Source organism: Corallibacter sp. (assembly GCF_048381695.1).
Lineage (GTDB): Bacteria > Bacteroidota > Bacteroidia > Flavobacteriales > Flavobacteriaceae > Corallibacter > Corallibacter vietnamensis.
On sequence record NZ_JBLXHI010000023.1, the window covers coordinates 1 to 9,020 of the forward strand.

Annotated in this window: 10 protein-coding genes; 5 read left to right on the forward strand and 5 right to left on the reverse strand. The window is 32.9% G+C overall.

Going from position 1 to position 9,020, the window contains the following annotated elements:
- From ACN5J3_RS14015 to ACN5J3_RS14025, 3 genes are all read right to left on the reverse strand, one after another.
- Positions 1 to 229: hypothetical protein (locus ACN5J3_RS14015; RefSeq protein WP_418512136.1), on the reverse strand; the 229-nt coding region annotated here is incomplete at its 3' end.
- A gap of 109 nt (positions 230 to 338) precedes the next feature.
- On the reverse strand, positions 339 to 1,292 hold the full coding sequence (locus ACN5J3_RS14020) for a phosphoribosylaminoimidazolesuccinocarboxamide synthase (protein WP_417291674.1): 954 nt from the start codon (positions 1,290 to 1,292) through the stop codon (positions 339 to 341).
- A gap of 28 nt (positions 1,293 to 1,320) precedes the next feature.
- Positions 1,321 to 2,274, reverse strand: coding sequence for a PhoH family protein (locus ACN5J3_RS14025; RefSeq protein ID WP_344731085.1), 954 nt, complete (start codon positions 2,272 to 2,274; stop codon positions 1,321 to 1,323).
- A gap of 110 nt (positions 2,275 to 2,384) precedes the next feature.
- On the opposite strand from ACN5J3_RS14025, the gene ACN5J3_RS14030 reads away from it, so the two are divergent.
- The 5 genes from ACN5J3_RS14030 (at position 2,385) to ACN5J3_RS14050 (ending at position 7,704) form a co-directional block, all read left to right on the forward strand.
- On the forward strand, positions 2,385 to 3,221 hold the full coding sequence (locus tag ACN5J3_RS14030) for an SAM hydrolase/SAM-dependent halogenase family protein (RefSeq protein ID WP_418512137.1): 837 nt from the start codon (positions 2,385 to 2,387) through the stop codon (positions 3,219 to 3,221).
- Positions 3,222 to 3,224: 3 nt separating this feature from the next.
- On the forward strand, positions 3,225 to 3,521 hold the full coding sequence (locus ACN5J3_RS14035; RefSeq protein WP_344731087.1) for an antibiotic biosynthesis monooxygenase family protein: 297 nt from the start codon (positions 3,225 to 3,227) through the stop codon (positions 3,519 to 3,521).
- A gap of 29 nt (positions 3,522 to 3,550) precedes the next feature.
- Positions 3,551 to 5,935: a gliding motility-associated ABC transporter substrate-binding protein GldG gene (gene gldG / locus ACN5J3_RS14040; RefSeq protein ID WP_418512138.1), complete on the forward strand. Its 2,385-nt coding sequence runs from the start codon at positions 3,551 to 3,553 to the stop codon at positions 5,933 to 5,935.
- Positions 5,936 to 6,009: 74 nt separating this feature from the next.
- The gene (gene dnaN, locus ACN5J3_RS14045) at positions 6,010 to 7,128 is read left to right on the forward strand and encodes a DNA polymerase III subunit beta (RefSeq protein ID WP_344731089.1); all 1,119 of its coding nucleotides are present in this window, start codon (positions 6,010 to 6,012) and stop codon (positions 7,126 to 7,128) included.
- A 60-nt stretch (positions 7,129 to 7,188) separates the two neighbouring features.
- The gene (locus ACN5J3_RS14050; protein WP_418512139.1) at positions 7,189 to 7,704 is read left to right on the forward strand and encodes a GNAT family N-acetyltransferase; all 516 of its coding nucleotides are present in this window, start codon (positions 7,189 to 7,191) and stop codon (positions 7,702 to 7,704) included.
- Between the two features lie 78 nt (positions 7,705 to 7,782).
- Here ACN5J3_RS14050 and ACN5J3_RS14055 read toward each other — a convergent pair whose 3' ends face one another.
- Both ACN5J3_RS14055 and ACN5J3_RS14060 read right to left on the reverse strand, forming a co-directional pair.
- Positions 7,783 to 8,340 (reverse strand): hypothetical protein, encoded by a 558-nt coding sequence (locus tag ACN5J3_RS14055; protein WP_418512140.1) that lies wholly within the window; start codon positions 8,338 to 8,340, stop codon positions 7,783 to 7,785.
- A gap of 6 nt (positions 8,341 to 8,346) precedes the next feature.
- On the reverse strand, positions 8,347 to 9,020 hold a 674-nt coding region (locus ACN5J3_RS14060), incomplete at its 5' end, for a T9SS type A sorting domain-containing protein (RefSeq protein WP_418512141.1).

A 9,020-nucleotide genomic window follows, 5' to 3' on the forward strand; every position in this document is an offset into this window, starting at 1 on the left:
CAAAGTTCTGATTGACCACCGCAAAGTTCTGATTGACCACCACAAAGTTCTGATTGACCACCACAAAGTTCTGATTAACCACCGCAAAGTTCTGATTGACCACCACAAAGTTCTGATTGACCACCACAAAGTTCTGATTGACCACCACAAAGTTCTGATTGACCACCACAAAGTTCTGATTAACCACCGCAAAGTTCTGATTAACCACCACAAAGTTTTGATTAACCATTCCTAATATTTTTTATCAGTAAAAATGGTAAAAACATCAATAACAAGAACTCATAAAAAAAGCCTTACTTCACAGTAAGGCTTTTTTAATTTATATAGTATACGCAATATTAGCTTAAGTGTGCTAACACGTTTTTCTCAATACGTGATTGTATATCAGACACATCAGCTTTTACAAAGGTTTCTCCTGTAATGTTTTCATAAAGTTCTATATAGCGCTCGCTAACAGAAGTGATGTAATCGTCACTCATTTCTGGCACTGTTTGTCCTTCTAACCCTTGAAAATTATTAGCTATTAACCACTGACGTACAAACTCTTTAGATAATTGCTTTTGAGCTTCACCTCTATCTTGACGTTCTTGATAACCATCGGCATAAAAATAACGTGATGAATCTGGTGTATGTATCTCGTCTATCAATACAATTTTACCTTCTTTTGTTTTACCAAATTCGTATTTAGTATCTACTAATATTAAGCCGCGTGATGCTGCTATTTCAGTACCTCTTTTAAAAAGTTTTTTAGTATAATCTTCTAGTACAGCATAATCTGCTTCTGATACAATACCGCGTTTTAAAATGTCTTCGCGAGAGATGTCTTCATCATGATCGCCCATTTCAGCTTTTGTTGCTGGTGTAATAATAGGTTCAGGAAACGCATCATTCTCTTTCATGCCTTCTGGCATTGGTACACCACAAAGCATGCGCTTTCCAGCTTTATACTCTCTAGCAGCATGACCAGACATATAACCACGAATTACCATTTCAACCTTAAAAGGTTCGCATAAATGCCCAACAGCTACATTGGGATCTGGTGTTGCTGATAACCAGTTAGGCACCAAGTCTTCAGTAGCTTTCATCATTTTTGTTGCTATTTGATTAAGTATTTGCCCTTTGTAAGGAATACCTTTTGGCATAACTACATCAAAGGCACTTAATCTATCTGTTGCAATCATCACTAATTGCTCATTGTTTATGTTATAAACTTCTCTTACTTTTCCTTTGTAAACATTTTTTTGATTAGGAAAATTAAAGTTAGTATCTGTTATGGTATTAGTTTGTGACACGAATTATGGACTTATTTATTTTAATTTTTTATTCTCTATTTTCTATGCTTTTATAAGCTTCTATTACTTTTTTAACGAGTCTGTGACGAATTACATCTTTATCATCAAGGAAAATGATACCAACACCTTCAACATTTTTTAAAATAAGTAATGCTTCTTTTAATCCTGAAATGGTACGTCGTGGTAAATCAATCTGCCCTGGATCTCCTGTTAAAAGAAACTTGGCATTTTTACCCATTCTGGTTAAGAACATTTTCATTTGTGCGTGTGTGGTATTTTGACCTTCGTCTAGTATTACAAACGCGTTGTCTAATGTACGACCTCTCATAAAAGCTAAAGGCGCTATTTGAATGGTTCCGTTTTCTATGTAATGAGCAAGTTTTTCAGGAGCAATCATATCACGTAATGCATCATAAAGCGGCTGCATGTACGGATCTAGTTTTTCTTTTAAGTCTCCAGGAAGAAACCCTAAATTTTCGCCAGCTTCAACGGCAGGACGTGTTAAAATAATACGCTTAACTTCTTTATTTTTTAATGCCTGAACAGCTAGAGCAACACCTGTATAGGTTTTTCCGGTACCAGCAGGGCCTATGGCAAATACCATATCATTTTTTCGCATACTTTCTACCAGTTTTCTCTGGTTTGCAGTTTGTGCTTTTATAAGTCTGCCACTTACACCGTGTACAATAACTTCGCCGCTAGCATCACTAGTAGTATAGTCTGCTTTGCTTTGACTGGTTAAAACACGCTCTATAACATTTTCGTCTAGCTTATTGTACTTTGCAAAATGCTCCATAAGCATATTAAAGCGCCTATCAAACTCTTCTAGTAAGTCTTCATCTCCGTAGGCTTTTATTTTATTACCTCTGGCAACGATTTTAAGTTTAGGAAAGTATTTTTTAAGAAGTTCAATATTTGCGTTTTGTGCTCCAAAAAACTCCTTTGGAGAGATCTCTTCAAGTTCAATAATGATTTCGTTCAAAAGCTATGCGATTTAATTAAATTTATCAGTTAAGTTTATTAGATTTGTCCTTAAACAAAGCTACACAATTTTAATGTGTATAAGGTTAAAAAAATATCAACAATTTATTTATGGCAATCATCACATTAACAACTGATTTTGGAGAGAAAGATCACTTTGCTGGTGCGATAAAGGGTGCTATTTACAGCGAATTGCCGGATGTGAAAATTGTTGATATCTCACATTCTGTATCACCTTTTAATATTTCTGAAGCTGCTTATATTATTCTGAATGCTTACAGTAGCTTTCCTAAAGGCACCATACACTTAATAGGTATAGACTCTGAATTAAACCAAGAGAATAAGCATATTGCAATTTTGCTAGATGATCATTATTTTATTTGTGCCAATAATGGCATAATGAGTATGATTACAAATGACATAGTTCCTGAAAAAATTGTTGAAATAAATATCCATGATAAAATTCAGACAAGCTTTCCGGTACTTGATGTTTTTGTAAAAGTTGCTTGCCATATTGCACGTGGTGGTACGCTAGAGGTTGTAGGTAAATCTATAAGTAATATAAAACCTATAACAAATTTGGTTCCTTATATAAATGATGAGCAAACACAAATAATAGGTCGCGTAATTTACATAGACAACTATGGCAATGTTATTACTAATATAAAGAAATCCTTTTTTGAGTCGATTGGAAAAGGACGAGACTTTGAGATCTCTGCTAGAAGTCATAAGTTTAAACAAATCTATTCAAAATATAGTGATGTTGTAAACTTTGAAATACCTAAAGAGAAACGCAATGACGAAGGCAAAGGACTGGTTGTATTTAATGCATCGGGCTATTTAGAAATTGCGGTATATAAAAGTAATAGTGCTACCGTAGGAAGTGCTTCAACCCTTATGGGACTAAATTTAATGGATACTGTAACAATTAATTTTATAAAACAATAAAACATGTTTGTACGTATTGTAAAAATGAGTTTTGAACCATCAAACATTGATACGTTTTTAAAAAATTTTGAAATAAAGAAAAATGACATACGAAATTTTGAAGGTTGTCGTTTTTTAGAGTTATACAGAGACAAGAACACAACTAATATATTTTTTACTTACAGCTATTGGGATACTGAAGAAGCTCTAGATGCTTACAGGCATTCTGATCTTTTTAAAGGCATTTGGGCACAAACCAAACCTCTTTTTAATGATAAACCACAAGCTTGGAGTGTAGATAAATTAGAATCATTGACATAAAAGCCAATAATAAAACTTAAACAACATACATGTTTTCTATATTAAGAAAAGAGATTAATTCATTTTTTGCATCACCTATAGCCTATTTAGTAATCAGCATATTTTTACTATTAAACGGCTTATTTTTATGGTTTTTTAAAGGTGAGTTTAATATCCTTGATAATGGTTTTGCTGATCTTTCATCGTTTTTCCTACTAGCACCTTGGATTCTTATTTTTTTAATTCCGGCAGTAACCATGCGCAGTTTTAGTGATGAGAAAAAACAAGGAACCCTTGAGCTACTCCTTACAAAACCTATAAGTCATTTAAACATTGTTTTAGGCAAATACTTTGGTGCGCTAGTATTGATTGTTATAGCATTGCTACCAACACTTTTATATGTTTATACTGTACAACAACTAGGTAATCCTGTAGGTAATCTTGACATAGGAAGCACTTTAGGTTCTTACTTTGGGTTGTTGTTTCTAGTTGCATCATATACTGCTATAGGTATGTTTTCTTCTACCTTATCAGATAATCAAATAGTGGCTTTTATTATTGCTGTTTTTTTATGCTTTTTGTTTTATATAGGTTTTGAAGGCATTGCCGGTGTTACCGCTAGTAACACGTTTGATAAACTAGGTATGAGTTATCATTACAAAAGCATGAGTCGCGGTGTAATAGACACTAGAGACTTACTTTATTTTATAAGTATTACAGTCGTTTTTGTACTATTAACAGTAAGAAAAATAAGTACCAAACCTATTACAAAAAAAGAGTTCTTACACCTTTTGGTATTACCGCTAGGACTACTAGTTCTAAACATATTTACACAATCTATTTATCAGCGTTTTGATCTTACTAAAGACCAACGCTATACTTTGAGTGATGCAACCTTGCAAATTGTAAATCAGGTTAACTCACCTATCATCATAGATGTATTTTTAGAAGGCGATGATTTTCCTTCTGAATTTAGACGCTTACAAACTGAAACACGCCAAATTCTAGAAGAGTTTACATCAAAAAATGGACAGATTAAATTTAATTTTATTAACCCAATTGCTGATGATGCAACCCGAAACCAAAACATTCAACAGCTTAACCAACGCGGCTTAACACCTATGCAAGTTACCGTTCAAGAAAGTGGTAAATCAAGTCAAGAAGTTGTGTTTCCTTGGGCACTTGCAAGCTATAATGGTGTGACTACAAAAATTCCTTTAATGCAGAATAAAATAGGTGCCGATATGCAAACCCTGGTATCAAATTCTGTTCAGCATTTAGAGTATACTTTTGCTGATGGTTTTAGCAAACTAGTAAATCAAAAAAGTAAAAAAATAGCTATTTTAAAAGGTAATAATCAATTAGATGATATTCATATTTTTGATTTTGTTAAAACCATTAAAGACTACTACTACATTGCGCCTTTCACACTAGATAGTGTTGCTGCAAATCCGCAAAAAACACTTAATGATTTAAACGGTTTTGATTTAGTAATATCAGCCAAGCCTACTCAAGCCTTTACTGAAGAGGAAAAATTGGTTTTAGACCAATTTACTATGCAAGGAGGAAAAAGCCTTTGGTTGATAGATAAAGTAGCTATAGAAAAAGACAGCCTATATAATGCTAGTGGTAAAAACATCGCAATAGCAAGAGATTTAAACCTAACCGATTTCTTTTTTAAATACGGTATTCGTATTAATTCGGTGTTAGTTAACGACTTGTATTCGGCACCAATCACACTAGCAATGGGCGAAGGCAGTCAGTCACAATTCAGACAAATGCCTTGGTTTTATGCACCACTAGTAAACCCTGCAAACAACCACCCTATTGTTAATAATTTGAATTTAATAGAATTTGATTTTGCCAACCAAATAGACACCCTAAAAAACAACGTTAAAAAGACCATTCTACTACAAAGTTCGGTATTATCAAAAATAGATGGTACGCCGCGTGAAATTAGTTTAGATCTTACAACCCAAGAACCTGACCCAAAGCTATACACCAAACCTAATCAAACCCTAGCTGTGTTGCTTGAAGGCGAATTTACATCAGCTTATAACAACCGTATTAAGCCTTTTGATTTATCTAACGAAAAAAACACCAGTGTTCCAACAAAAATGCTTGTTGTAGCAGATGGTGATGTTGTAAAAAATGATGTAGGTAAAAACGGACCTTTAGAGTTAGGTTTTGATAGAAATTCTGGCCAACTATATGGAAACAAGGAATTTTTACTAAATGCAGTGAATTACCTTTTAGACGATAACGGACTTATAAACATTCGATCAAAAGAAGTGGCTGTTGCCTTTTTAGATTACAAAAAAGTTACCGAAGAAAAAACCAAATGGCAGCTTATTAACATCCTGATTCCTTTAGCTTTACTAGCATTGTTTGGTTTCATCTTTAATTACATAAGAAAGAAAAAATACGCCCTTTAAATGTTAATAAGTTTGTTTCATATATTAGGAAGTATGGGATATATTTGTAGTAATTAATTATACAGACCACATAAATGAAATTTATAGTATCAAGTACATATCTACTTAAGCAATTACAAGTTTTGGGTGGTGTTATAAACAATTCAAACACCTTACCTATTTTAGATAATTTTCTTTTTGAATTAAACAACACCGAACTTATTATTTCTGCTAGTGATTTAGAGACAACGATGTCTGCCAAGCTAGAAGTAGAAAGTGATAACGAAGGAAGTATTGCAGTACCTGCACGATTACTTTTAGACACTTTAAAAACATTTCCGGAGCAACCACTTACATTTGTTGTAGAAGACAACAACACTGTTGAAATAAGCTCTAATCACGGTAAATATGCATTAGCCTACGCTGATGGAAATGAGTTTCCTAAAGCCGTAACATTAGAAAACGCTAATTCTACAACACTTACAGGAGATATTTTAGCCACCGCTATAAGCAAAACTATTTTTGCTGCTGGAAATGATGATTTACGCCCAGTAATGAGTGGTGTATTCTTTCAGTTTTCTACAGAGGGCTTAACCTTTGTTGCTACTGATGCTCATAAATTAGTAAAATATTCAAGAGAAGACGTTTCTGCAAATCAGGTGACAGAGTTTATCATGCCTAAAAAGCCATTAAACCTTTTAAAAGGGATATTGGCTGCTAGTGATGATGATGTTACGATTGAGTATAACGACTCTAATGCTAAATTTACTTTTGAAAACACAGAACTTATCTGTAGACTAATAGATGGTAAATACCCGAATTATGAAGCGGTAATCCCAAAAGAAAATCCTAACAAATTAACAATAGATAGAACACAGTTCTTAAACTCTGTAAAACGTGTTAGTATTTTCTCTAATAAAACAACACATCAAATACGCTTAAAAATAGCTGGTGCAGAACTTAATATTTCTGCTGAAGATATTGATTACAGCAACAAAGCAGAAGAACGCTTAACATGCGATTACCAAGGTGATGATATGCAAATTGGTTTTAACTCACGTTTTTTAACTGAAATGTTAAACAACCTTACAAGTGATGAAGTACAGCTTGAAATGAGTTTACCAAACCGCGCAGGTATTCTTACGCCTGTAGATGGTTTAGATGAAGGTGAACAAGTTACTATGCTTGTTATGCCGGTGATGCTAAATAGCTAAAAAAACAATACTAAATCAAGTAAACCGCAACTTACCGTTGCGGTTTTTTTATACAATACTATGGATTATAAAACATTTGAAACAGAACGTTTATTGCTTATACCTACAACCACAAAAGATGCCAGCTTTGTATTTGAATTACTAAACACCCCTAAATGGAAAGCTAATATTGGTGACAGGCAAATTCATAGTATTGAAGACGCTGAAAAATATATAACCCAAAAGATGCTTCCGCAACTTGAAAAATATGGGTATTCAAACTATACCGTTATCATAAAAGAAACGAATACTAAAATTGGATCTTGCGGACTGTATAACAGAGAAGGCATTGATGGTGTAGATATTGGTTTTGCTTTTTTACCTGAATTTGAAGGTTATGGTTATGCGTTTGAAGCTGCTTCAAGAGTAAAACAGGCAGCATTTCAAGATTTTTCACTAAACAAAATTAGCGCCATTACATTACCATCAAATGCATCTTCTATAAAACTAATAGAAAAGCTGGGACTAACATTTATTGAAAAGGTTACTATACCAAATGATGATGAAGTGCTTATGCTTTTTACTTTAAATAAATAAAAAAACGCTCACAAATATGTGAGCGTTTTAAGTGTTGCCTCTATTCTCCCAATAAAACTAGTTTAAATTAACAACCCTTTAGTTATCTGAATCTACTTCATCAATAAAAGACCCAGAGTATGATCCGGTTATGATGGTACCATCATTTCTTTCAAATTCAAAAGTTAGATCAATTCTATCAACAGCATAATAGGTAATTGTTACACTACCAGAAACAGCTTCTATATTAGTATCAGAATGATTTTCAGCAAGAAGTGTAATTCCATCTTCATATTCGCCATTAATGACATCACCATCAATCATAAAATCATAATCTAACATATCAGAAAATGTATATGTAGTCTCTCCTATTGGATCTTGATTAAGCCTGATAACCATAAAATCAACATTATATAAATTTGTACCATCATTCATATTAGCCAACAACTCTGTTTCTGTTTTATTGGTTAGCTGTATGTATGTATTATCGCCTATTGATGAACTTATAATTGCTGATTTCATCTCAAAAACCGATTCACCTACAGTAACATTATTTTGAGGCGCAGTTACGAATGGGATTACGGTATCATCATCAGATGAACACGATACAACAAACGTTACAATAACGATTAAGTATAAGAATTTTAGTATTTTCATTTGTTTTTAGTTTTTAATGATTTTTTTAGTTGTTTCTCCGTTTGCAGTATTAATTTTCACAAAGTATAAACCTGAAGGTAAACTAGCTACATCAATACTTTTACCTAATGTATTTACTTCTTTAATCAATTGACCATTCACATTGTAAATAGTAACTGCTTTTATTGTTTCAGTTGATTTTATAAATAATCTATCACTTACAGGATTAGGATATAATGTTACTGAATTTGTATTTAAAGAAACTTTTTCAACTCCTAATGTCGAATCGTATTCATAAGCTCCTAAATCTATTGTAGTATTAAAAAATCTTGTATTACCTGCTAAATCTAAATCACCGAATAAAGCTTCATCGTAGTAAGTGTTATCACCTTGATCAACAATATAATTTGAACCTGATGTTGGTTTGTATTCGGCATCTAAATTTAAATTATCTGTTGCTGGATCTAAAAGTATAATATTTGAATTATCAAAAGTTCCAGAAGTTATACCGCTACCGACCATAGCAATAGTATTATATACCCTAACGGTTTGGATATCTCCTTCAGCAGTTTTACTGTTTTCAATATCTACTGTACTTAATTGACCTCCATTATATTTGTTTTGCCAGAAAAGACTGTTTCTAAATTCAAAAACTCCCCAACCACTTCCACTACTAACATTAATAACTTGTTGAGTAGATG